The 21,723-nt window shown below is 71.3% G+C and carries 25 protein-coding genes; all 25 read left to right on the top strand.

Annotated features, from left to right (window positions below; translation table 11 throughout):
* Nucleotides 1-80: 80 nt before the first annotated feature.
* The 25 genes from AB0O93_RS15365 (at nt 81) to AB0O93_RS15245 (ending at nt 21,134) form a co-directional block, all read left to right on the top strand.
* On the top strand, nt 81-644 hold the full coding sequence (locus AB0O93_RS15365) for an HhH-GPD-type base excision DNA repair protein (protein ID WP_363344810.1): 564 nt from the start codon (nt 81-83) through the stop codon (nt 642-644).
* 138 nt (nt 645-782) lie between these two features.
* Nucleotides 783-1,115: a hypothetical protein gene (locus AB0O93_RS15360; protein ID WP_053546989.1), complete on the top strand. Its 333-nt coding sequence runs from the start codon at nt 783-785 to the stop codon at nt 1,113-1,115.
* Between the two features lie 20 nt (nt 1,116-1,135).
* A complete protein-coding gene (locus AB0O93_RS15355) occupies nt 1,136-1,447 on the top strand; it encodes a pore-forming ESAT-6 family protein (protein ID WP_053546988.1) in 312 nt (103 codons plus the stop codon).
* A gap of 19 nt (nt 1,448-1,466) precedes the next feature.
* Nucleotides 1,467-1,811, top strand: coding sequence for a DUF6507 family protein (locus AB0O93_RS15350; protein ID WP_363344807.1), 345 nt, complete (start codon nt 1,467-1,469; stop codon nt 1,809-1,811).
* Nucleotides 1,811-4,408: a hypothetical protein gene (locus AB0O93_RS15345; RefSeq protein WP_363344805.1), complete on the top strand. Its 2,598-nt coding sequence runs from the start codon at nt 1,811-1,813 to the stop codon at nt 4,406-4,408. The genes AB0O93_RS15350 and AB0O93_RS15345 overlap by 1 nt, the downstream gene beginning before the upstream one ends.
* Nucleotides 4,405-4,881: a hypothetical protein gene (locus AB0O93_RS15340; protein WP_363344803.1), complete on the top strand. Its 477-nt coding sequence runs from the start codon at nt 4,405-4,407 to the stop codon at nt 4,879-4,881. Before AB0O93_RS15345 ends, AB0O93_RS15340 begins: the two co-directional genes overlap by 4 nt.
* Nucleotides 4,878-5,762, top strand: coding sequence for a hypothetical protein (locus AB0O93_RS15335; RefSeq protein WP_363344801.1), 885 nt, complete (start codon nt 4,878-4,880; stop codon nt 5,760-5,762). Before AB0O93_RS15340 ends, AB0O93_RS15335 begins: the two co-directional genes overlap by 4 nt.
* Before the next feature lie 44 nt (nt 5,763-5,806).
* Entirely contained in the window at nt 5,807-6,430 is a 624-nt protein-coding gene (locus tag AB0O93_RS15330; RefSeq protein WP_363344799.1) for a hypothetical protein, read from the top strand.
* Between the two features lie 142 nt (nt 6,431-6,572).
* Nucleotides 6,573-7,043: a hypothetical protein gene (locus tag AB0O93_RS15325; RefSeq protein ID WP_363344797.1), complete on the top strand. Its 471-nt coding sequence runs from the start codon at nt 6,573-6,575 to the stop codon at nt 7,041-7,043.
* Nucleotides 7,044-7,219: 176 nt separating this feature from the next.
* A complete protein-coding gene (locus tag AB0O93_RS15320; protein WP_363344795.1) occupies nt 7,220-7,561 on the top strand; it encodes a hypothetical protein in 342 nt (113 codons plus the stop codon).
* A 52-nt stretch (nt 7,562-7,613) separates the two neighbouring features.
* Nucleotides 7,614-8,129 carry a hypothetical protein gene (locus AB0O93_RS15315; RefSeq protein WP_363344793.1) on the top strand — a complete coding sequence of 172 codons (516 nt, stop codon included), beginning with the start codon at nt 7,614-7,616 and terminating at the stop codon, nt 8,127-8,129.
* Nucleotides 8,126-8,251: a hypothetical protein gene (locus AB0O93_RS15310; protein WP_363344791.1), complete on the top strand. Its 126-nt coding sequence runs from the start codon at nt 8,126-8,128 to the stop codon at nt 8,249-8,251. Before AB0O93_RS15315 ends, AB0O93_RS15310 begins: the two co-directional genes overlap by 4 nt.
* A 9-nt stretch (nt 8,252-8,260) precedes the next feature.
* Entirely contained in the window at nt 8,261-8,656 is a 396-nt protein-coding gene (locus AB0O93_RS15305) for an Imm61 family immunity protein (protein WP_363344789.1), read from the top strand.
* A gap of 78 nt (nt 8,657-8,734) precedes the next feature.
* Entirely contained in the window at nt 8,735-8,959 is a 225-nt protein-coding gene (locus AB0O93_RS15300) for a hypothetical protein (protein ID WP_363344787.1), read from the top strand.
* A complete protein-coding gene (locus tag AB0O93_RS15295) occupies nt 8,956-9,258 on the top strand; it encodes a hypothetical protein (RefSeq protein WP_363344785.1) in 303 nt (100 codons plus the stop codon). The genes AB0O93_RS15300 and AB0O93_RS15295 overlap by 4 nt, the downstream gene beginning before the upstream one ends.
* A 40-nt stretch (nt 9,259-9,298) precedes the next feature.
* Nucleotides 9,299-9,991 carry a hypothetical protein gene (locus AB0O93_RS15290; protein WP_363344784.1) on the top strand — a complete coding sequence of 231 codons (693 nt, stop codon included), beginning with the start codon at nt 9,299-9,301 and terminating at the stop codon, nt 9,989-9,991.
* A gap of 130 nt (nt 9,992-10,121) precedes the next feature.
* Nucleotides 10,122-10,592, top strand: coding sequence for an NfeD family protein (locus tag AB0O93_RS15285; protein ID WP_363344782.1), 471 nt, complete (start codon nt 10,122-10,124; stop codon nt 10,590-10,592).
* A gap of 53 nt (nt 10,593-10,645) precedes the next feature.
* Nucleotides 10,646-12,127, top strand: a complete 1,482-nt coding sequence (locus tag AB0O93_RS15280) for an SPFH domain-containing protein (RefSeq protein WP_363344780.1) — start codon at nt 10,646-10,648, stop codon at nt 12,125-12,127.
* Between the two features lie 117 nt (nt 12,128-12,244).
* Complete coding sequence (locus tag AB0O93_RS15275) at nt 12,245-13,012, top strand: FHA domain-containing protein (protein ID WP_363344778.1); 768 nt, start codon at nt 12,245-12,247, stop codon at nt 13,010-13,012.
* A gap of 1 nt (nt 13,013) precedes the next feature.
* Nucleotides 13,014-14,156, top strand: coding sequence for a DUF6177 family protein (locus AB0O93_RS15270; RefSeq protein WP_363344776.1), 1,143 nt, complete (start codon nt 13,014-13,016; stop codon nt 14,154-14,156).
* On the top strand, nt 14,156-14,428 hold the full coding sequence (locus tag AB0O93_RS15265) for a hypothetical protein (protein ID WP_353998696.1): 273 nt from the start codon (nt 14,156-14,158) through the stop codon (nt 14,426-14,428). Before AB0O93_RS15270 ends, AB0O93_RS15265 begins: the two co-directional genes overlap by 1 nt.
* Nucleotides 14,425-15,774 (top strand): hypothetical protein, encoded by a 1,350-nt coding sequence (locus tag AB0O93_RS15260; RefSeq protein ID WP_363344774.1) that lies wholly within the window; start codon nt 14,425-14,427, stop codon nt 15,772-15,774. The genes AB0O93_RS15265 and AB0O93_RS15260 overlap by 4 nt, the downstream gene beginning before the upstream one ends.
* Nucleotides 15,771-16,586: a hypothetical protein gene (locus AB0O93_RS15255; RefSeq protein WP_363344772.1), complete on the top strand. Its 816-nt coding sequence runs from the start codon at nt 15,771-15,773 to the stop codon at nt 16,584-16,586. The genes AB0O93_RS15260 and AB0O93_RS15255 overlap by 4 nt, the downstream gene beginning before the upstream one ends.
* A complete protein-coding gene (eccCa, locus tag AB0O93_RS15250) occupies nt 16,583-20,776 on the top strand; it encodes a type VII secretion protein EccCa (RefSeq protein ID WP_363344770.1) in 4,194 nt (1,397 codons plus the stop codon). Before AB0O93_RS15255 ends, eccCa begins: the two co-directional genes overlap by 4 nt.
* Complete coding sequence (locus AB0O93_RS15245; protein WP_363344768.1) at nt 20,766-21,134, top strand: hypothetical protein; 369 nt, start codon at nt 20,766-20,768, stop codon at nt 21,132-21,134. Before eccCa ends, AB0O93_RS15245 begins: the two co-directional genes overlap by 11 nt.
* Nucleotides 21,135-21,723 lie beyond the last annotated feature (589 nt).

Raw genomic sequence — 21,723 nt, 5'->3', positions numbered from 1 at the left:
CGTGGCGCGGTCGCGACGCGGTGCGCGCGCCGACGTCGAAAGGCCGACACGCCTGAACGTCGCCCTGGCAGACTGAGCGCATGACGCTGCACATCACCGGGAACGCCGCGGCCGACGAGCTGCTCACCGACGATCCGCTCGCGCTCCTCATCGGCATGCTGCTGGACCAGCAGGTCGCGATGGAGGTCGCCTTCGCGGGTCCGCTGAAGATCCGCGAGCGCACGGGGGCGATGGATGCCGCAGCCCTCGCCGGCTACGACCCGGACGCGCTCGTCGAGGCCTTCCGCGAGAGCCCCGCGGTGCATCGCTATCCGGGGTCGATGGCGGGGCGCGTGCAGTCGCTCTGCCAGGCGGTCGCGGAGGACTGGGACGGGGACGCCGCGCAGATCTGGACACGAGACGATCCCGACGGCGCCACGGTGCTGAGGCGCCTGAAAGCCCTCCCCGGCTTCGGCGAGCAGAAGGCGAAGATCTTCCTCGCCCTCCTCGGCAAGCAATACGGCTTCACGGGCGACGGATGGCGAGAGGCCGCGGGCGCGTACGGAGACGAGGGATCCTTCCGGTCGGTCGCCGACATCGTGTCGCCGGAATCGCTCGCGAAGGTGCGCGATTACAAGCGGGAGATGAAGGCCCGCAAGGCCTGACGCGCCTACCACAGACAACCTGTCCACCGAAAGGGGGACAGACGTCTTTTGCGGGCCTGGGTTAGCCTGTCGAAGTTCTTCATCGAGGACCTGATCGGTGCGCGTGCGCGCGGCCGAACGACGAGAGGAAGTGGACGCATGAAGTTCGCCATGGGTGCTGACACGCTGAGCGTGCTGACCAAGACCACCTCGGGCTCCAGCGACGAGCTCGCCGCGCTGGTGCGCCAGCTGCTCGAGGCGGCCGAGCCGCTCGAGGGCCGCTTCCAGGGCGCCGGCCGCTCCGCCTTCGACCGCTTCAAGGCGCGCACCGACGCGATCTCCGGTGAGCTGAAGGCATCGCTGGACGCCGTTCTCGTCGGTATCGGCGGGATGAACCGCTCCTTCCTCGAGGGCGAGTCCGCCATGGTCGACTCCACCCAGTCGCTCGAGTCGGGGTCGCAGTTCGACGCCGCCCGTTTCGGATCGCGCTGAGCGCAGAGAGGACGATCACCATGGCCAATCAAGGCGACCGTCGCGACTACGACATCGCGGCATCCCAGAACGCACAGGACAACTTCAACCGCGTCGCATCCCAGCTCGAAGCCGTCATCGACCAGCACGACCGCGATGTGCAGGCGGCGATGGCCGACTACACCGCGGAAGGCGTGTCGGAGGACTACCGCGCCAAGGAGCTGCGGTGGAAGAACGCCGCCGCCGAGGTCCGCGGCATCATCCAGACCCTGCGCTCGTCCCTCGAGCGCAACGACGAGTCGGCGCAGGATGCCCTCCGCAAGGCCCGCGCCGCTGTGGAGTCGATCGGCTGAGCCGGTCTGAATCGAGCCCATGACGAACTGGAGCATCCAGCCGTCGGGGGTCGCTGAAGTTCTCCAGTCCGTCAACCCGCACGCCGAGGCGCTCGGGACGGCGCTGGCTGAGCTCGCGCCGGCCCTCGAGATCGCCGTGACGGCGACGCAGTCGCCTGCCATCTCCGAGGCGGTGCAGTCCTACTTCCAGCAGGAGGAGGCACCGCGCATCCAGGCGATGAACGAGCGCATCGGTGCGGCGGCGAACGGCGTGGTCACCGCCACGCAGGCGTATGTCGCCGGAGATCTGGAGATGGCCGCCAACGCGCAGTCGGCCAGTGTCGCCGCGATCTTCCCGCCCTCGCTCCCGCGGGGGGTGATGTGATGGCGACCGCGATCAACCCCGAAGCCATCCCCGGCGCCGACCTCGATCCCGACACGATCGAGGCGCAGGCCGGCGTCGTCACCTCCGTCGCCTCGCGCGTGCGCGAGAACGGCTCGGACGTCCACCTGAAGTGGCAGGGCATGGCGGGGGTGTATTCCGCTCCCGAGTCGGGGCGTCTCCTCGGCCTCATGCAGCCGGTGTCGTCACAGGCGACGGCGGTCGGAGACAACCTCGACGTCGTCGCCGGGGCTCTGAAGCGCTTCGCCGCCGACATCCGTCCGATCAAAGCGGAGCTGGACTCCCTCCGCGCCCAGGCGGTCGCGTTCAACGCGGAGATCGCCGGCGGCGTGAGCGTGCGCGAGGTCAACCCCGCGTGGATCAACTCCCAGTCGAGCTACGGGGGCGCGGCCTCCTACTCGTACTCGTCGTCGTCGCTCGGCGGCGGGTCGACCTCGACCGCCGACATCCCGCAGTACCGCACGGTCAGCAAGGAGTGGCACGAGGTCCAGTCGTACGTCGACCGCAACAACGACCTCATCGGTCAGGTCAACGCGCAGCAGACGGCCCTGTGGGAGGCCGAGCGCGCGTGCGCCAACACGATCCGCGCGCTCTACGGCGCCGCGGGCCTGCGCGCGTACCAGTCGGAGGACGACGCGCTCGGCTACGGACTGTCGGAGATCCCCGAGGGCACCGAAATGCCGTGGGGCGCCGAGGTGGAGCGCACCGAGGGCTGCGGCGAGGCCACCGCGAAGTTCGTGTTCAAGGACTTCCTGTGGGAGGGCATCGCCGTCGGCGGCGTATGGGGGACGATCGAGGGCCTCGGCACTCTCGTCCTCGGCTACAACCCCGAGACGGGCGACTGGTTCTCCGGTGACGCCTACGGCGCCGCGTGGGGCAACCTCGGCATGCTCGGCGCCGCCGGGCTCATGAACAGCGGGCTGCTCGCCCCGATCTTCCAGGCCGATTCCCTCGCCCAGTCGATGGGCGGCGACGGATTCCTGCCGCAGGAGGTGCGCGACTTCAAGGCGGATGCCGACGAGGTCGCCGTCAACACCGGCAAGGCGCTCATCGCGTGGGACAAGTGGGCCGATGACCCGGGTACCGCGCTCGGCGAGAGCGTGTTCAACGTCGGCACGATCCTGATCCCCGGCGGCGCCGCCGTCGCCGGCGTCAAGACGGCCGGGACCGCGGCATCCGTGCTGTCGAGGATGGCGCGCGCGGTCGACGTCATCGATCCCGGTGCGTGGGCCGTGAACGGCGCGACGCGCCTCGGCTCGCTCGGGCTCGGCAGCCTCGACAACCTCATCGGCAAGGTCGACGGCTTCGAGTCGCCGAACATCGAGGTGTACACCGCCACTGACGCCGCGTCCGGCATGCAGCTGCTCGACGACTTCGGGGTCGACCCGAACACCGTCACTGCGCGCGTGGACGGCGCCGGCAACAACGTCCTCGAGTTCCCCGGCGGGAAGATCGAGATGCCCGCGGGCACCTTCGACAACGCCGCGGGCGGCGCAGTGCGCGCCGCCGACGGCGGGGCGGAGACCTCGGTCGCAGCTCCCGTCCGCGAACCCGAGCTCGTCACGTCGGGCGGCGCGCGCGGAGAGACGACCCCTGGCGCGGTGAACTCCATCGTCGACGACGCCCCCGTCCGCACCGAGACCGGCGGCACCGGTGGCGAGTCCACGGTCGTCCGCGAGCCCGACACCGCCACGGGCGGCGGGAGCGGCAGCAACGGTGAGGGCACGGGTGGCTCCGGCGGGCCAAGCGGCGGATCGCGTGACGTGGCCGATGGCTCCGGTGGGGCAGGTGACGGCAACGGCAGTGGCGGCGGGCAGTCGTACGTCGGCTCCGACGGCAAGGTCTATACACCGTGGACGTCTCACGACCAGGTAGTCCAGTTCCGCGACTCCGAGCCGGTCATCACTCAGGTGGCAGCCGATCGCGGCCTCACTGTCGCCGATGTCCACCAACTTCTGCATGAGCGGCCGGTGACGACACTCAGCCCGGATGAGGCGCGTCTCGTCCTTGAGATCCGCGAGTCGATCCCCTCGCCGGTCAACGGCGAGATCATGCAGAAGGTGATCAGCCACACCGAGCATCTGGATCTACTACGCGACAAGTACGGCGACGGCGGCTCGGTCGGCGGGTTCGTCGCGCGTGCCGCGGACGCGCAGAAGTTGGTGACCTCCGACGCGATCGCTCACGGCTTCGGTCTGGATTACGGCCCGGGTCGGACATTCGATGGCCAGTGGCTGGCACCCGATGGCTCGATCGGTGACGTATACGCCGTGCGGTTCGCGAAAACCGACGCGCACGACCTGCAGACACCTCTCCGCGACACGGCCGATCAAGCGGACGTCACGGTCGACGCTTCCGGCAACCCCTACTACCACCCGGCGAGCGTCGCGCCGCTCGGACCGGACAACCCCTACACGGGCAACGGCTTCGTCGGCGACGGCGCCAAGGAGCTCGTGCCCGAGTACCACCTGCCCTCCCGCGTTGCGTACGAGTCGGGAACAGAGGTCTGGAGGATCACTCCGAACGGCGACGAGATTCTTGTTGCCGCCAAAGTCGGCGACAAGTGGGTCCGATTTTGATCGCTGAGACACCATCGACATCGACACTGCTGTGGCCGAGCGGCTGGTACGTACGCACCGACACCGGCTGGTACCAGACGTCACGGTTCGCGAAGTCGGGCGCGTCGTACCCGGATATGCCGCTCTACATGGGGCCGGGAGACACGCAACACGACGTGCCGATCTCTGATGTGCGGGAGATCGTCCGGGTGCGTGCGACCGCGGAGTACCACGGCGTCAGATTCACCCTGGGGACCGTGTGGCACACCGGAAACGAAGACCATTTCGTGCGCCATCCCGTCCCGTTTGCATCGCCCGGGCTCACCGCCCTGCTCTACGCGGATGGACCTGAGGCCGGGTCGATCGCAGCGCACGTTCCGGGCGCGCGATTCGACGCCCACCGAGACACCGTGGTGACCGTCGAGCCCGCGGTGAGCGACATCCGCAATTACGAGAAGACGATCGAACCAATCGTTGGAGTGACACAGGCATGACGGAACTCCTGCAGAAGGCAGTCCTCCCGGGCCGTGAGTCGGCGTGGGTCGGCGGAGACGACCTGCTGTGCGGCTTCGTGGTCCGTGCGGCGGATGCGGCGTGGGCCAAGACTCCTCGTCAGCTGTTCGATGTGCACGGACTGGGGTTCCCCGGGTCGCCGTTCACCGCCGAGTCGAAGGCAGTGGATGTCCTGAGGTTTCCCGCGTCGCCGTATGCGCGACTGATCAATGCCACCGGCGCACCCGTCGGAGCGGATGTCGAGCCGATGGGCGAAGGCTTCATCGAGCACGCGCCGTTCACCGGCAACGGATTCGCCGCAGGGTCCGAGAACCACATCGTGCCGGTGTGGTGGCTGGAGCCGATGCGTGTGCCTGCAGGCTCTGAGCTGTGGCGAATTCACTCCGACGGTCGGGAGGAGTTCATCAGCGTCTACGCGAACGTCGCATCGGGCTGGCAGCCCGCCCCCACACCCCGCATCGGCGCTTCCGACGTGTTCGGCGTCTTCGCGGAGTGGCGCGGCGTGCAGGTGCTCGCCGACCCGCTCCCTGACGGGGGCGTGGTGATCGCATCCTTCACGGAACAGCCGGGTCTGAAGCTCACCGAGCGAGGCCTGTGGGCCGGGCGGGTCGATGCCTCCGAGGTGACGACGCCGTTCGCGCTGAAGCTCACCGGCCTCTGGCGCCAGTTGCCGTTCCAGATCGTGCGCCGGTGGCAGCAGGACGGCGCCCTCCACGCTCGCGGCGTGTACATGGGACGCGACTCTCGCGCCGCGGAGGCCGCGGGTCTGGAGAAGACCGACGCCGCCGTCTATGAAGCAACCCTCCCCCTGGCGGAGCTCACCGACATCCAGGGAGTACAACTCGTGCCGAGCGGCGAGTGAGCGGCGTGGATAGGCCTGCGGGATGGGATGACGCGATGCGTGTCATGAGCATCGTCAAGACGACGTTGCCTGGTCGCGTCAGCGATGTGTATGTCGATCTCGATCAGAACATCCGTGGGGTGACGGGTGTGCTCTACGACGCGTTCGTCTTCAGAATCGGACTGGAACAGCCTCGGGGGAACCTCGCCGCGGGCATCCAACTAGCCGGCGGCAGGGTTGTCACGGCGCCCTTCGGTCACCGCTTCACCCTCAACAGCGACGACACGTCCATACGGGGAGTGCTGAGGCAGATGGACGAGTGGGCGCGCCTGCAGCTCCCGGACAAGTATCTCGAGCGGTTCTACCCGCCGACCGCACAGCCGGCGAAGAAGGCCGAGCAGGCCCCGGAACCGGAGACCGTCGAGTACGACTACTTCGCCCAGATCACCTACCGCAACGGTGTCCGCGTCCCGGTGCGGGTCTTCCGCACCGCGGGCGGTCAGGACGAGACATACGGTGCGAAGGGGCAAGACTGGATGCCCGATACCGCCGGCCTGCTTCGGGAAGACCGCCTCGGTGTGCGCGACCACGAGATCTGGCCCGTCACCCGCTCGCAGGCTGTCCAGGCCATCCTGATGATCGAGTCCGGGAACTACCGCCCCCTGGACATCCCGGGGATCCGCGACTGACACCGACGCGGGAGGACGTGCTGAAGATCTCGGTTCACGATCGTTTCCGGCGTCTTCCGGAGAAGAGTGGCGCCGACGCCCTGGCCGATCCCCTCACCGTGGACACCCCAATTCCGCCGACGAACGTGCATGGTCTCGTCGCATGATCCGGGTGTCGCCGTGGTCGGATGACCTGATGTGGCCGGCCGGGTGTTTCGTGCGGACAGCTGCAGGATGGCGCAAGTCGTCTCGGGATGCCCAGTCCGGCGATGAGTACGAGGACATGCCGGTGTTCGTGGGCCCCGGTCTGGAGCGGGTGCGCGTGCCCATGTCCGATGTCCTGGAGGTCGTCCGCATCCGCGCGTACGCCGAGTATGCCGGCATCCGTTTCCGAATGGGGGCCATGTGGCGAGAGGGCGAAGAGTACGTTCGCGAGCCGATCCCCTTCACATCCGAGGACGTGACGGTTCTGCTGTGGAGCGACGGCCCCGACAGCAGCGACATCGCTGAGCGAGTGCCCGGTGCGATGTTCGACGTGCATCGGGACACGAGAGTGTCCGTTCACGCGAGGGTCTGCGACGTGACCGACTACGAGAAGAACGTCGAAGCGCTCACGATCGGAACGAAGGAATGACGGAGGATCTTCCCCGCACCGCTTCGACACCCGTTCCCACGGGCTGGCAGGACGGGATGGTGAGGAACGCAGGTCCCTACGCGCGTATCGACGGCGCCTGGCGGGCCGCACGGGGCGTGCCCGAGCCTGGTTCCGACGCGATTCACCTGCACTCGGCAGAACCTCGCGCCGATACGGTGCCGATCGACCGCGTCCAAGACGTCGTGATCGTGCGTCCACTCTGCTCATACCGCGGCGAGCGCTTCGAGCTCAGCCGAGTCTTGGACGGTGCCGGCGACATCGTCTGGCACCCCGTGTCCGCGGGTTCCTCGGATCATGTCGCCACGCTGCTCATCTACTTCCGAGACCCCGCGCACCGCCGGGTCGCCCGCTGGGTGGGTTTCACCTCGAACCCCCTCATGGAGTTCGTCGGAGGCCGTGTTCCCCTTGCCGACATCTCGGACTATCGCGAAGACATCAGCCGTCCGCCGCAGAGCCTGCAGGCCTCCCCTGCACCGGAGTCCGACCGTGTCCGGTGATGCCGAGCTGTGGGACGGCCTGACCGAACACATCCATTCGACGATGGGTCAGGTGGGCATTCCTAAGATGCTCGGCGCATCCAGCGAGGACGAGGCGCGAGAAAAGTGGCTCCAGCGGGTCACGCCGTTCCTGGCCGACCTGCGCGAGGTCGTCGACGTCGAGGCGGCCGGGCCCGCGAGATTCCGGGTCGATGACGCGTTGATCCTGCAGCTGGGCATGCACGATTTCACTCTGGGAGTGGACGAGAAGCCGCTGATCGAGACAAGCTACTTCGTCGACCCCGCGGGGGCGGTGCTGGCCCTCGTCGGGTGGGAGAGATGGGGAGATGAGTGGCTCGACCTCCTGAGAAGCCAGGGAACACCCCGTCCGATCCGTATCAATGACTCTCCGTTCGGTCCCTGGCAGATCCTTCTGTGGGTTGCCCAGAACTCTCCGCACCCTGGTCGGTGGCTCGTCGGAGAGACGCCTGTCCACGCGGAGATCGGAGGGCTCGGCGAAGACCTCGGATATTCCGTCGTCTCCGACATCTTCCGTGAGCGGGTCGCGCGTGGCGAGGGGAATCCATGACGGGTTCGATCCTGCAGAAGCTACCCGCAGCCTTCGTCGAGTGGGTGGAGCGCACGGGCTACACGCCGGAGGGCAAGGGCGAGGCTCTCGTCATCGCGAACAAGGGCGGCGAACTGAGGTAGGGCATCCGCGTGCCAGACGGTCGCATCGTGCTCAGCCGAGCAGAGCGCGCGGAGGAGCCCGCGGTCATCCTCTCGGCCTCCACCCGCGACCCGGTTGTCGCCCACCTCGTCACCGTGACGGGTGACGATCGCCGCGCGGCACAGGGCCTCACCCCGATCCGGCTCCCTTCCCGCTGGGACGAGCCGGCACCGGGGTTCACGGCCTCACGAAACCCATCGGGATGGGCTGAACTTCGGAGGACCGGTTCCGATGAAGTGATCGTCGCGATGGCCGGTCACGACATGGTGCAGCCCGTCGTCTCGCTTTCGTACGTCCCGAACATCGATCTCGCGCTTGTCCTCACGTCATACGAAAGCCCCTCGGGTACCCCTCGACTGACGCGCTTCGTCGCGCACGACCGGTGAGGCGAGAATCGAAGCAGGTCCTCATTCGGACGATTCGGGAGGGAGCGGACGTGGCACACCGGAAACGAAGACGAATTCGTGCGCCATCCCGTCCCGTTCGCGTCGCCCGGGCTCACCGTCCTGCTCTACGTGGATGGACCCGAGGCCGGTTCGATCGCGACGCTCGTGCCGGGCGCGCGGTTCAACGCGCACCGTGACACCGTGGTGACGGTCGAGCCCGCAGTGATCGACATCCGCAACTACGAGAAGACGATCGAACACATCGTGGGAGATTGGGGCCATCGAGATGAGACCGGACGATGATTCCCGTCAGTGAGACGCTGTTGGAGTACCGCGGCAGTCGTTTCTCCTGGTTCTCCGGCGGTGATGACCACGTGTACGTCCGCACCGACGGTCCGCGCGTTCACGACGACTTCCGCGATGCGGTCGAGTTCAGCGACAATGCCAGGGATCCGTGGGTGAACGCCGGAACCGCGCCCGATGCCGCTGTGGCTGCGGGGTTGTCGGGGAATCAGAACGACGGATGGTCGGCCCTGGTCTCGCCGGACGAGGTAGCGGAAATCAGCGTGGAGATCACACGCCATCCGATGACAGGCTCATGATGGCGAGAGGTCGTTCAATCCGAGACGAAGGAGGCCCGGGATGACACCGGTTCCGCGACCTGACGGCCTGTACGGGCGTCTGGATGGGGTCCTGTACGCCGCCAATCGCGACACCCGGGGGGACCTCGTGGTGACGTCCGACGATCCGGCGACCCTCGAGCGCGGGTTCGAGGACCGCTACGGCGTCGGGAGGTACACCCGGGCGGTCTCTCCGGGCGAACTCGACGAGCTGTTCTCGGTCTCCCACGAGGGGACCTTCCGCGGGGCTGAGGTCTCGGTGGCCGTCAACGCGCGGGGGCGGGTGCTGGTCGGGACCTCCCGCGCCGACCTCGCCCACACGCTCGATCTCCCCCGGGTCGACAAGGGCTGGTGGGAACGCGAGATCGATCTCGACGACCCGGATCTGGTGATCCGCGAGGTTCTCGAGCAGCATCCGGTCGGCGGGACGGAGAACACCACAGACGCGGATGCCGGCATCGACCCGGACCGCTACTTCGCACAGTTCGGCCCCGACCGCACACCGAACGGTCTGCTGCGCCGCCACGTCACGCCGGCCGGTTTCGAAGACCAGGTCCTCCGGGACGTCGATGTCTGGGCTCCCGATCGCCACGCGAGCGTGCAGACCGCGATCATCAACGCCCTCGAATCACCCCTGGAAGAGATCACCACCGACCAGGCCTGCGAATTCGAACAGATGGTGGCCCAGCGGAGCTACCGGCCGTTCTCGTCCTGATCCACAGTCCCGTCTCGAGCGGACCGCGCTTTCCGAGAGATTTGGACCCTTTGTCCACATATCGGGATGCCGCGCCTGCGCGCACCGACCCCGCCCCCTAGGCTGAAGGCACACTGCCGAAGGGGGACTCGTGCTGCTGCCGTTCCTGATCGTGGGCGGGGTCGGTCTGGCCGTCCTGCTCATCTCGCTGATCGTCGGCGACATCTTCGACCACTTCGAGATCGGCGAGGGGGCGATCTCGGGCACCGCCCTCGGCATCGCCGCCGTCGTCTTCGGCGCCGCGGGGGTCTTCACCTCGCAGTCCGGCCTCGACATCATCTGGGCCTACGTGCTCGGCGCCGTCTTCGCGATCGCCGCCTATGTGCTCGCCCTCGTCGTCGTCAAGCGCCTGACCAAGACCTCCGACGGCGCACCGCTCAGCGCCATCGGACTCACCGGCGTCTCGACGTCGCCGATCTCCGCGTCCGGCGGCGAGGTCAGCCTCGACGGCCCCGGTGAGATCGAGCGACGCCTCGCATACTCCGACGAGCCGATCGCCGAGGGCCTGCGCATCCGCGTCATCGCCCACAGCGGCACGCGCGTCAAAGTCATCCCCGAGTAAGTCCCCTCGGGTACCACCCTGTCGTCCCCACTCCCCACCTCCGAGAGGACCCCATGTTGGACCCGCTCCTGATCCAGGTCATCGCGATCATCGCCCTCGTCATCGCGGCGGTGGCACTGCTGATCTTCATCGCCCGCCGCATCCGTCGCGTGCCCCCGAACGAAGCCCTCGTCATCGTCGGTCGCGGCGCCGGCCGTGCCGCCCCCGGTGAGAGCATCGGCCAGCGGGTCGTGATCGGCGGCCGCACGTTCGTGTGGCCGATCCTCCAGCAGGGTTTCTCGATCTCGCTCGAGCAGCGCCAGATCGGCATCACCGTCGAAGGCGTCGACAAGAACCGCATCAAGATCGCGATCAAGGCGTCCATCAACTTCAAGGTCTCGGGCACCGAGGAGGGCGTGCGCCGCGCCGCGCAGCGCTTCCTCTCGCAGCAGGGGACGCTGACCGACATCATCCGCGAATCCCTCGAGGGCTCGCTCCGGTCCATCGTCGGCGACATGACCATCGAGCAGATCATCTCCGACCGCAAGAGCCTGTCCGACCGTGTCGTCGCCGAGACGAAGGCCGACCTCGTCGAGCAGGGCCTCCAGGTCGACCTCCTCAACATCAGCGACATCTCCACGCCCGGCAGCGACTACCTCGCCAACCTCGGTCGCGCCGAGGCCGCGCGGGCCCGCCAGGTCGCCGAGGTCAGCGAGGCCGAGGCGTCGCGCGCGTCCGAGTTCGCCCGCATCGAGGCGCAGGAGCAGATCGCCGAGCGCCAGAAGGCCCTCTCGCTCCGCCAGGCCTCGATCAAGGCCGAGACCGACCGCGCGAACGCCGAAGCCGACGCCGCGGGCCTGTTCACCAAGGCCGAGCAGGATCGCCTGGTCGCCCAGCAGGAGCGCGAAGCGCTCGTCGAGCAGGCCCTCGTCACGCAGGAGCGCCTCGACATCGAGATCCGCAAGCCCGCCGAGGCCGAGGCCTACGCCGAAGTGCAGCGCGCGACCGCGCAGCGCGACGCGGCCAACGCCGCCACCGAAGCTGACGCGTTCAAGCGCACCAAGATCGCCGAGGCCAACAAGGTCGCCGCCGTTCAGGATGCCGAGGCCGCCGCCACGGCCGTGCGCCTGTCGGGTGAAGCCGACCGCGACCGCCAGGTCGCCCTCGCCGCCGGTATCGCCGCCGAGGGTGAGGCGCGCGCCGCCGCGACCCGCGCGGAGGGTGTCGCCGAGGCCGACGCGACCGACGCCAAGGCCGAGGCGCTCAAGAAGTACGGCGAAGCGGCCCTGGCGCAGGAGATCATCTCGCGCCTGCCGGAGATCGTCCGCGCCGCCGCCGAGCCGATCGCCTCGATCGACACCCTCACCGTCGTCTCCACCGACGGTGCGTCGGAGATGACCAAGACCGTGGGCAAGGTCCTCGGCGAAGGCACCGAGGTCGTCAAGGGCCTCACCGGGCTCGACCTCTCCGCCCTCCTCCAGGGGATCGCCGCGCGCTCCACGGCGGGTGCCGGAGCGGGGTCCGCCCCGAACGGAGGTTCGACCTCGGCATCCTGAGCCGACGACGCGGGCGGTGTCCACGTCCCCCATATGGGGGACAGGGCGCCGCCCGCGGTCTGGGTTAGCCTGGATCGGCCGTGAAAACCGGCCCCCGACCGGCGATTTCCCCCTGATATGACGACACTTCCGAACGCTCCGATCCCCGAGGTCGATCCGCTCGTCGGCACGGCCCCCGCGCGGCCGCTGTCACGGGTCGCCGCGGCGACCATCGACCTCGCCGCGGTGCTCGTCCTCGCCGCCGTCGCGGTGATCGCCCTCGCGGCGGGTCTCGCCCTCCTCGGTGGAATCCTCATCGTGGCGACCGTGCTCGCCGCGGGTGCGATCGTGCGCGGCCTCGCCCGCTCCGGCCGCACTCCGGGGCACGCGGCAATGGGGACGCGCACCGTCCGCCGCTCGACCGGCGCCTCCACCGGCCGGGCGCTCCTCCCCGCTCTCGCGCGACGCGATCTCGGCACGGTCGACCTCCGGCGCGGGCGCGATCCGTTCGCCCCGGCGCTGGCGCCCTTCGCGTTCCCCGACCGCGCCGCCCTCCCGCCGGCACGTCCGGTGCGCGGCCGGGTCCCCGTCATCGAACTCGATTCGGGACAGCGGGTCTCCCTCGCCTCGGCGCTCGTACTCGGCCGCAACCCCTCGGCACCTGTCGACGCGCCCGCCGAGGTCTACCAGTGGCCCGACCTCTCGCGGAGCCTGTCGAAGTCGCACGCGCGCCTGGAGTGGGACGGCCGTCGCGTGTGGGTCACCGACCTCGGCTCGACCAACGGCACGTTCCTGCGCACCGACGCGGGCTCCCAGCCCTTCCTCGCCTTCCAGCGCACCCCCATACCGGCCGATGCGACCCTCGAACTCGGAGATCGCGAGCTCTCCGTCCGGACGGACGGCTGACGTGGGCCCCTCCTTCGCACGCCACCCTCTCGAGGACGGCGCCGGCCCCGGCTGGTCGGCGACCGAGACCCGCGCGCCGGTGATCGCGCTGACCGCGGGGATGAGCGACTACCTCCACCGCGTCACCGGCGACGGCGCGCGCGCGATCGTCATCTCGGGTCCGCACAGCCGGATGACCCCCGTCCTCGCGGACGCCCTCGCGGCGGTCCGCGGGCACTGGGTCATCCGGAGCCCGGAGGATCCCGCCGCGGTCGGCTACGACGCGCGCACCGGCCGCCGCCTCGCGCAGATCACCGACGTCCTGTCGGCGACGGCGCCGCTGTCGGCATCCGATCTCCACCCCGTGTTCCTGCGCGCACCGATCTCGAGCCGGCTGCAGCTGGTGGCGACGATCTCCACGCGCCACCGGGTCTCGCGACCGGTCCGGCTCGGCGGCGTGATCGAGGCGGCCACCGAGACGCTCGTCGACGGCGCGCCCTCGGCATGGGGTCCGACCGAGCCGCTCGTGGCCGCGTGGGACCGCGACGACCTCACCGAACGCACGCGACGACGGATGCCGACCGAGAGCCGCTGGGCAGCGAGGGCGTCGGCCGAACACGCACTGCTGTCGACCCTGCAGGTTGCGCGCACCTCCGAGGGCCTGGAAGAGACCACCCGCGTCTGGGCCGAGCTCGGCGGCCCGGGCGACGCGAGGACCGCGGATGCCGCGCTCTTCGCCCGGCGCCTCCTCGCGCGCGCCGCCGATGTCGGGATGCCGCTCCTGGGCATCGCCTTCGCCACGATCGGCGCGCCCGACCTCACCGTGCGACCGCTGACACCCGCCACCCCCGAGCCTCTCGCGCTCCTCGTCGGCCCGCCCGGCATCCGCGCGCTCGGTGTGGACGCGGCATCCTGGGTCGCGCAGCACGGCGGCACGGTCGTCGGCAGCCCCCGCATCCCGGGCGCCCTCGTCCCCCTCGGCTCGGTCGACGGCGGCGGCTGGACGCGTCTGACGGAGCTGCTCGGCACCCTCGACGGCACGCGCCTGTCCGCGCTCCTCGGGGTGGCACCGGAGGTCGCCGCGGCGCTGCGGACCGCCGACGCGGACGCCGCCGCCTCCTCGGCGGCCGCACCCTCCTCACCCCGGCCCGGAAGCGAGGCCTGATGCCCGACCAACGCGACACGGTCCTCATCGAGCAGGCCAAGATCGAGCGGATGCGGCTCGGCGCCGCCCTGCTCTACGGCCACATCGGCGAGCGCCGCACCGTCAACGACCACCTGAAGCGCCTGATCGGGTCGCTCATCGTCGCGGCCGTCGCCTGCGCGGTCTGCGTCGGGGTGTCCTTCGTCGTGCAGCTCCTCGCCGACCGCGCCGAGGCGAGCACCGCCCCGGCCGCGGCATCCGTCATCGTCGTCCTCGCGGAAGAGACCTCATGAGCATCTACACCCGCCTCACCGTCGCCGGCGCCACCCGTCGCAGCGAGGTCGTCGTCGCCAGCCGCGAGCCCCTCGGGGCGGCCGTGCCGCGCCTGCTCGACCTGCTCGACGAGACCTCGGGGACCGTATCGCGTCCGCTCACGCTCGTCACCCCGGACGGCGAGCAGCTCGACATCGGCCTCTCGCCCGAGCAGCTCGACCTCGTCGACGGCACCCTGGTGCGCCTCGTGCGGCTGGATGCCGCGCCGCCGCCCCCGGTCGTCATCGACGTGACCGACGCCGCCGCCGACGCCCACGACGCCCGCCCCGACCGGTGGGACGATCGCGCGCGCATGATCGCCGGCGGCACCGGGATCGCGCTCGCGCTCGCCGCGGCGGGCCTGCTCGCACCCTTCGCCGAACCGGGCCTCGCCGTGGCGACCCTGCTCGCGGCGATCGTGGTGCTCCTCGGCACCGCGGTCGGCCTCGGGCTCCTCGGCCTCCGCCGCGTGTCGGCGTGCGTCGGCGCCGCCGCCGCGGGTCTCGTCCTGCCCCTCGCCGTCGCGTCGTCGAGCGCCGCGCTGGCCGCCGGAGCTGATCCGGGCGCGGCGCTGCTGCTCGCGGCATCCGTCGCCGTCGCCGCCGGCGGAACCGCCGTGCTGCTCGGACGCGGCGTGGCCCTGCGTGCGCCCGGTGCCGCCGCGGGCGGCGCGTGGGGCGCGGTGCTGGCGAGCATCCTCCTCGGGATGCTGATGGCCGGGGTCGCTCCGGCACCCGCCGCGGCGATCGCCGGGACGCTCGCCGCCTTCGCCACCGGCCCGCTCCCCTGGATCGCGCTGTCGGCCGCGGGCCTCACCGACCTCGATCGCCGCGTCGCGCGCGGCGAGCGCCTGGACCGCCCGCGGGCCTTCGCCTCGATCGACGACGCCTATGCCGCCCTCACCTGGAGCGTCGCCGGGGTCGCCGCGCTCCTCGCGATCACGGGAACAGCCCTCGTGCTCGCCGACGAGCTGTGGAGCGGCCTGCTCGCGCTCGCCTTCGCGCTGATCGCCGCGCTCCGCTCGCGCGCCTTCCCGCTGCGGATGCAGGGCTGGGCCCTGTGGGCCGCCGTCGCGGCGATCGCGCTCACGGCCCTCCTCACGCAGCTGGCGGGCGAGCGGTCGTGGCTCGGCGTCGCCGCCGCCGCGGCCGGCGCCGTCCTCGTCGCCGTCGCGACCCTCATCGCCCCGCGCGAGCACACCCGCGCGCGCCTCCGCGGCTTCGGCAACGCCCTCGAGACCCTCGCGGTCGTCTCGCTCCTCCCGCTCCTCGTCGGCGCGCTCGGGATCTACCCCGAACTCCTCGGCATGTTCGGCGGCGGATCGTGAGCCTCGACGTCCGCGCCCTCCCCGCCGCCCTGTTCGGCAGCGCCGCCGCCGAACGCGCTCGCGTGACCGGCTGGCACCGCGCGATCTCCATCGAGCTTCCCACCACCCGGCGGATCGGGTTCCTCTCGCTCGCCCCCGGAACGGGCACGAGCACCCTCGCCCACCGCGTGACCGGCATCCTGGCCTCCCGGCGCAGCGAACCGGTCCTCGCCGTCGACCTCTCGTCCGGCGCGCGTTCGCTCGGGGCCCGACTCGGGGCCGACCCCACGTCACCCGACGACACCCGCGCGGGGGCGCGCACGAGCGACGACGCCCGGAACGGCCTCCCCTCCGGCGACGGCTGGTTCGCCGTCCGTCCGGCTCCGCACGACGCGACGGATGCCGCAGAACCCGCCGCCGCCGAGAGCTGGCTCTCGGAAGTCGCGCCGATCGCCCGCTTCTTCGAGGTCACCGTCACCGACTTCGGGGTGCGGCATCCGCTCGTCGACCTCGCCACGTGCGCGGCGCTCTGCGACGTGGTCTGCCTCGTCGCGGACGCCGGTCGCACGGCCACCGAGCTCGCCCGCGCCGTGGTGCCCGCCATCGTGTCGCTCCCCGAGCGACCGGCCGTCGTCCTCGCCCTCGTCGACCACGCGCGAGCGGGAGACGCCGTGGCCCGCGCGGTGGACGGCGCCCCCGCCCCGGCCGTCGCGATCCCGTTCGACGGCGGACTCCAGGCGGATGCCGCGCCCCGCACGCGACCGGCCGAACGGGCGCTGCTGCGCCTGACCGCCACCCTCATGGCGGCATCCGCATCGGAGGTCGCCGCATGAGCGTCCACGTCGTCCACCGCCCCGCGCGCATCATTGAGCCCGTCGAGGCTCCCGCCGACATCACGCTCGCACCGCCGCCGCCGATCGGCGAGGGGTCCACGGGATTCCCGATCCAGTCGCTGCTGCCGGTCGTGGGCAGCCTGTCGTCGATCACGATGATCGTGCTGTTGCGCAACAACCCGATCATGGTCGTCGTCGGCGCAGTCATCCTCGTCGTCGCCCTGGTCGGCGGTGTCGGCATGGCCTTCAGCGCGCGCGGCAACGCCGCCCGCCAGCGCCGGGTCCAGCGCGAGCGCTACCTGGACTACCTCGAAGAGCTCCGCGCCGACGTCCGCGAGACCGCCGACGCGCACCGTGAGGCCACGCGGCGCCTGCATCCCGACCCGGCGACGCTCGTGGAGATCGCCGCGAATCCCGCCCGGCGCTGGGAGCGGCGGCCGAGCGACGCGGATTTCCTCCACGTGCGCCTCGGCACCGGCGACCTCCGCGCGGTGGACGTGCTCCTCCCGCCGGAGCAGAACCCGGTGCAGCCGTTCGACCCGGTCATGAAGAGCGCGGCGGAGCGGGTCGTCCGCCTCGCCGGCATCGCGCAGGGCACCCCCGCGGTGCTCGACCTCGAGCGCGGCGGACACGTCTCGCTCATCGGCGAGCGCGCGCAGACCCTGCCGGTGTGCCGGGCCCTCGCCGCGCAGATCGCGGCCCTGCACTCCCCCGATGACGTCCACCTCGCCCTCGTCGTGCCCGAGGAAAGCCTCGGCGACTGGCGCGGCTTCGACCTCCTCCCGCACCTCGCCGGCGCCGAGCCCGCGCCGGGTGCGGTCGCCGCCCGCCGGGTCGCCCCGACCGTCGACGACCTCCTGACCCTCATCGGCGGGGAGCTCCGCGACCGCAGCGCGACGGCCGCCGCCGCGCGGCGTGCGGGGCGGCGCACCAAGCCCGGTCGCCTCATCGTCTTCATCGACGAGGGCACCGAGGCCGCCCGTGCGCTCCCGCCGCTGGACGCCGTCCTCGACCTCTCCGCCCTCGGCATCACGGTCATCCACGTCGTCGACGACCGCCTCAAGGAGCCCTCGACCGTCACCGCACGCGTCACCGTCACCGGCGGTGCGGGCGAGGGCGGGGTCGGCGCGCCGGAAGTCGTCGAAGCGGCGGAGGACGCGCTCGTCGAGGCCGTGATCGAGACACCCGGGAGCGGCGAGCCGGCGGTCACCGGCATCCGTCCCGATCCGGTGGATGCCGCACTGCTCGAGGTCATCGCGCGCCCGCTCGCCGGGCTCCGCCTCACCCGCACGAGCGCCGTCGACGCGCAGGGTGCCCTCGCGCCGGACGTCACCGAACTCCTCGGCATGGACGACGTCGAGAACATCGACCTCCGCGACGCGTGGCGCCCGCGCTCGGCCGCGGACTTCCTCCGCGTCCCGATCGGCGTCGACGACCGCGGCGGCCCCGTGCTGCTCGACCTCAAGGAGTCCGCGCAGCTCGGCATGGGCCCGCACGGCATCTGCATCGGTGCGACCGGGTCGGGCAAGAGCGAGCTCCTGCGGACGCTCGTGCTGGGTCTCGCCCTCACGCACTCCCCCGACGACCTCGCGATGATCCTCGTCGACTACAAGGGCGGTGCGGCCTTCGCGCCGTTCGCGCACCTCCCGCACGTCGCCGGCCTCATCGACAACCTCGCCGACGACCCGCAGCTGACCGAGCGGGCGCGCGAGAGCATCCAGGGCGAGGTCGTGCGGCGCCAGCGTCTGCTGAAGGAGGCCGGGAACGCGGCATCCATCGGCCACTATCGCGAGCTGCGCCGTGAGAGGCAGGACCTACCCGCCCTGCCCCACCTCTTCCTCGTCATCGACGAGTTCGGCGAGCTGCTGACGGCCGAACCCGACTTCGTCGAGCTGCTGCTCACCATCGGCCGCATCGGACGCTCGATCGGCGTGCACCTGCTGCTGTCGAGCCAGCGGATCGAAGGCGGGCGCCTGCGGGGCCTCGACACCTACCTGTCGTACCGCATCGGGCTCCGCACCTTCTCGGAGGCCGAGTCGGCGGTCGTCCTGGACACCCCGGACGCCTTCCACCTGCCGGCGATCCCCGGCTTCGGCTACCTCAAGGTCGACACGTCGGTGTACACCCGCTTCCGCGCGGGGTACGTGTCGGGACCCGTCCCCGAGCGGCGCGAGGACGTCCGGCCCGACGATGCGCCCCCGCCCGTGCGCGAACTCCCCGCCTACGACCTCGTCGCCGACGAGACCGAGGACGACACGGATGCCGCGCCCGGCCCTGCCGCACCGACGACCGGCCGCACCCTCGTCCAGGCCGCGACCTCGCGTCTCTCGCGCGGTGTCGCCCGCACCATGCCGGTCTGGCTGCCGCCGCTTCCGCCGGTGCTGACCCTCGGCGGCGTCCTGCCGAGTGCCGAGCAGCGCGCCGTGGGCGACCTGCGCGCACCGATGGGGCTCCTCGACGACCCGACCCGCCAGCGGCAGGCGCCGTGGATGCTCGACCTCACCCGCTCGGGCGGGCACGTGTCGATCACCGGCGCCCCCCAGTCGGGGCGATCGACGTTCCTGCGCACGCTCGCGGCATCCCTCGCCTTCTCCCACTCGCCGCGCGAGGTCAGCATCTACGGCATGGACCTCACCGGCGGCGGCCTCAGCCGTATCGAGCCGTTCCCGCACGTCGGCGGCGTCGCGACGCGCGGACACCGCGAGCGGCTCACCCGACTGCTCGAGGAGCTCACCGCGATGCTCGCCACGCGCGAGCAGGTGTTCCGCGAGCAGGGCTTGGACTCCCTCGCCGACCTCCGTCGGCAGCACGCCGCGGGGCGGATCCCGCAACTGCCGAGCGCCGACGTGGTCCTCCTCGTCGACGGGCTCGGGGCGTTGCGCACCGACTTCGAAGACCTCGAGCCGGCGCTGTCGGAGCTCCTCGAACGCGGCGGCAGCTTCGGCATCCATGTCGTGGTCACCCTCTCGCGGTGGAACGAGCTGCGGATGAACCTCCAGAGCCTCATCGGCACGCGCCTCGAACTGAAGCTCAACGACCCCGCCGACTCGCAGATCGCGCGGAAGCTCTCGGCGACGCTGCGCGCCGACGAGCCGGGCCGCGTGCTCACCGACGACAAGCTGTTCGCGCAGGTCGCCCTGCCCCTGCTCGAAGAGGTCGACGACGCCGACGTGGGCGAGGCGCTCGAAGCCATCGCGCGCGACGCCGCCGCCCGCTGGGGCGGTCCGGGTGCGGCGCCGATCCGCCTGCTTCCCGACGACCTCGCCCCCGCGGAGCTGCCGGACCCGCTCGACGAGCCGGACGAGATCCCCCTGGGCCTGCGTCAGGACACGATGCAGCCTGTGACGCTCGACCTCGCCACGCGCGACCCGCACCTGCTCGTCCTCGGCGACAGCCGCTGCGGGAAGACGACCGTGCTGCGCGGCATCATCCAGGGAGCCATCGACCGGCACTCCCCGGAGGAGCTGGTCATCGCACTCATGGACGCCCGCGGCGACCTCGTCGGCGACATCCCCGACGCCTACCTCGGCGGTCACGCCACCAGCGGGCGTCAGGCGCGGCAGCTCGCCGAGTCGATCGCGGTCGAGCTCGACAAGCGGGCCGGGAACCGGGATGCCGCGGGCCCGCGCATCCTCGTCGTCGCCGACGACTTCGACATCCTCGCCGCCGGCGGGGCCGAACCGCTGCGGCCGCTGCTGGCCTCGCTCGCGTCGGCCCGCGATCTGCGCCTGAACGTCGTCGTGGCGCGGCCGGTCGCCGGGGCATCCCGCGCGATGTTCGATCTCGCCCTGCAGTCGGTGCGCGACACCGGCGGCACCGCGCTCGTGATGTCGGGCGACCGCTCGGAGGGGCAGCTGCTGCCCAAGCTCTACGCCGAACCGATGATCGCCGGACGCGGTCGCCTCGCCCGCCGCGGCGAGCGCCCCGCGCTCGTGCAGATCGCCCGCTTCGCTCCCGTCGGGGGCGGGGAGGGCGCGGCGGGGGCCGGGGTGGCGGCGCCGGTGGCTTCGGAGCCAGTGGCCGCTGCGGCGGAGCCCGTTGCCGCGGAGTTCGCGCCGGAGCCCGTGGCGCCGGAGCCGGTCGGTGTCACGCCGGTCACGGCGGAGCCGGTGATCACCGATGTGCCGGAGTCCGGGCCGGACGACGACGAGCCGCCCATGCGACGCCGAAGGAGACGCGATGCCCCGTAGCAGCGTGGTGCTGAGCCCGAGCGCGCTCGGCGCCGACGAGATCGGCGCTGCTGCACGGCGGGTGTGGGAGCTGGCGGGGGCGACCGCGCCGCTGAACCTGCGCGAGATCGACGACGGGGCGGCGCTGCAGGTGCGCGGCGGCGAGACGGTGGTGCTCACCGTGCTGCGCCCGCGGCTCCTGCCGACGCTCGACGAGGTCTCGCGGCTCCTCCCCGGGGTGGCCGACCTGCCGTCCGGCACCCGGTTCTGGTCGGATGCCTATACGCCGTGGGAACCCGAGGGCGCGATCGGCGTCGCGACCCTCGACGCCGCGGTATCGGCATCCGGTGCCCGCGTCGTCCACCACGGCCTCCGCTGACCCCGGCGCCGCCTCTCGCCTCGCCCGCCGCCTCCGCCTCCCGTACCGAACTCCTCCATTCCCGGCCGGAACCGGCCGAAACCGCCGGTTCCGGCGCGAATCAGCCCGGATCAGAGGAGTTCGGCATGCCCCGGCGCCACCCGGACCACACCGGGCGCCGCCCCGCGCTCGACGGCGCGCGCGTGCCCCGGCGGAGGGTACGTCTGCCTGTGCGCTCGTACCGAACTCCTCAGATCCGCGGGGAAGACGGCCAAGACTGTCCGATCCAGCCGCCGCGAGTCCGGATCGGAGGAGTTGGGTACGCGAGCCCGGTCGGGTCCCGGCGCCACCCCCGCGATTGCCGACCAGCGCCCACGGGAGCGCCTCTACCCGCGCTCCCCGTACCGAACTCCTCCGATCCGCGCCCGAAACGGCCGAAGCACCCCGATCCGGCCCTCACGCCCACGGATCAGAGGAGTTGCGCACACCCGCGCCGGCCGCGGCTGTCACCACGGCGGGTGACGTCCCGCTGTGTGGTGGATTTTCTCAACACCGTGCGGGTCAGCTGTTGTGATTATGCCGCGGTCAGTTCTGGGATCGCCACCTCCTC

The sequence above is a fragment of the Microbacterium sp. NPDC077184 genome (assembly GCF_040687055.1).
Lineage (GTDB): Bacteria > Actinomycetota > Actinomycetes > Actinomycetales > Microbacteriaceae > Microbacterium.
Note: the sequence above shows the minus strand (reverse complement) of the source record. Positions and strands in the feature narration are given on the sequence as shown.

Excerpts from the sequence above, each read along its gene's own strand:
- AB0O93_RS15345 (WP_363344805.1), top strand. The coding sequence starts at position 1,811 with ATGGCGACCGCGATCAACCCCGAAGCCATCCCCGGCGCCGACCTCGAT.
- AB0O93_RS15310 (WP_363344791.1), top strand. The coding sequence starts at position 8,126 with ATGACGGGTTCGATCCTGCAGAAGCTACCCGCAGCCTTCGTCGAGTGG.
- AB0O93_RS15290 (WP_363344784.1), top strand. The coding sequence starts at position 9,299 with ATGACACCGGTTCCGCGACCTGACGGCCTGTACGGGCGTCTGGATGGG.
- AB0O93_RS15275 (WP_363344778.1), top strand. The coding sequence starts at position 12,245 with ATGACGACACTTCCGAACGCTCCGATCCCCGAGGTCGATCCGCTCGTC.
- AB0O93_RS15265 (WP_353998696.1), top strand. The coding sequence starts at position 14,156 with ATGCCCGACCAACGCGACACGGTCCTCATCGAGCAGGCCAAGATCGAG.
- AB0O93_RS15280 (WP_363344780.1), top strand. The coding sequence starts at position 10,646 with ATGTTGGACCCGCTCCTGATCCAGGTCATCGCGATCATCGCCCTCGTC.
- AB0O93_RS15365 (WP_363344810.1), top strand. The coding sequence starts at position 81 with ATGACGCTGCACATCACCGGGAACGCCGCGGCCGACGAGCTGCTCACC.
- AB0O93_RS15335 (WP_363344801.1), top strand. The coding sequence starts at position 4,878 with ATGACGGAACTCCTGCAGAAGGCAGTCCTCCCGGGCCGTGAGTCGGCG.
- AB0O93_RS15355 (WP_053546988.1), top strand. The coding sequence starts at position 1,136 with ATGGCCAATCAAGGCGACCGTCGCGACTACGACATCGCGGCATCCCAG.
- AB0O93_RS15295 (WP_363344785.1), top strand. The coding sequence starts at position 8,956 with ATGATTCCCGTCAGTGAGACGCTGTTGGAGTACCGCGGCAGTCGTTTC.
- AB0O93_RS15350 (WP_363344807.1), top strand. The coding sequence starts at position 1,467 with ATGACGAACTGGAGCATCCAGCCGTCGGGGGTCGCTGAAGTTCTCCAG.
- AB0O93_RS15260 (WP_363344774.1), top strand. The coding sequence starts at position 14,425 with ATGAGCATCTACACCCGCCTCACCGTCGCCGGCGCCACCCGTCGCAGC.
- eccCa (WP_363344770.1), top strand. The coding sequence starts at position 16,583 with ATGAGCGTCCACGTCGTCCACCGCCCCGCGCGCATCATTGAGCCCGTC.
- AB0O93_RS15245 (WP_363344768.1), top strand. The coding sequence starts at position 20,766 with ATGCCCCGTAGCAGCGTGGTGCTGAGCCCGAGCGCGCTCGGCGCCGAC.
- AB0O93_RS15325 (WP_363344797.1), top strand. The coding sequence starts at position 6,573 with ATGATCCGGGTGTCGCCGTGGTCGGATGACCTGATGTGGCCGGCCGGG.
- AB0O93_RS15360 (WP_053546989.1), top strand. The coding sequence starts at position 783 with ATGAAGTTCGCCATGGGTGCTGACACGCTGAGCGTGCTGACCAAGACC.
- AB0O93_RS15330 (WP_363344799.1), top strand. The coding sequence starts at position 5,807 with ATGAGCATCGTCAAGACGACGTTGCCTGGTCGCGTCAGCGATGTGTAT.